Below are 510 nucleotides of genomic sequence, written 5' to 3' on the forward strand. Positions count from 1 at the left end.
ATTCACGTCACGCATAGCCGCGAGACTGACGCCATAGCGCCGGGCAATGGAAGAGAGCGTTTCGCCACGTGCAACGGTATGACGCGTGCTGCCCGCACTCGCTTTTGCTGCGGTTACGTTACCGCCCGACGTTGCTCTATCACTTGCCGCCGACTGTAGTGGGCGGCTTTCCTGCTTTGGGAGGGATTGAATCGGGTGAGTTTGGAAGTAACTTCTCAGCCCCTGATAAATCGCATTGGCGATTTTTTCCTGATAGTCGTTGCTCCCCAACAGCCGCTCTTCCGAGACATTCGTGATAAATCCGGTTTCCACCAGTAGAGAAGGAATATCCGGCGAGCGCAACACGCCCAAACTCGCGTGCTCAGGCAGTCGTTTATGCAGCCCCCCGACGCGCTGGAGCTCACGCAGCACCTTGGTCGCGACGTCATACCCCACCCGCTGAGAGTGACCGAATTGCAGATCCAGTACCCCCTGACTGAGGTAAGGATCGGCACTGCTGTTCGCCAGTAG

The 510-nt window shown here is 57.5% G+C and carries 1 protein-coding gene; it reads right to left on the reverse strand.

Annotated elements, in window-relative coordinates:
- Positions 1-510, reverse strand: a 510-nt coding sequence (locus AC5O77_RS22710) for a LysM peptidoglycan-binding domain-containing protein (RefSeq protein WP_494507292.1), incomplete at both ends; no start/stop codon positions are given.

Source organism: Stenotrophomonas sp. INTA L402-1 (assembly GCF_059295135.1).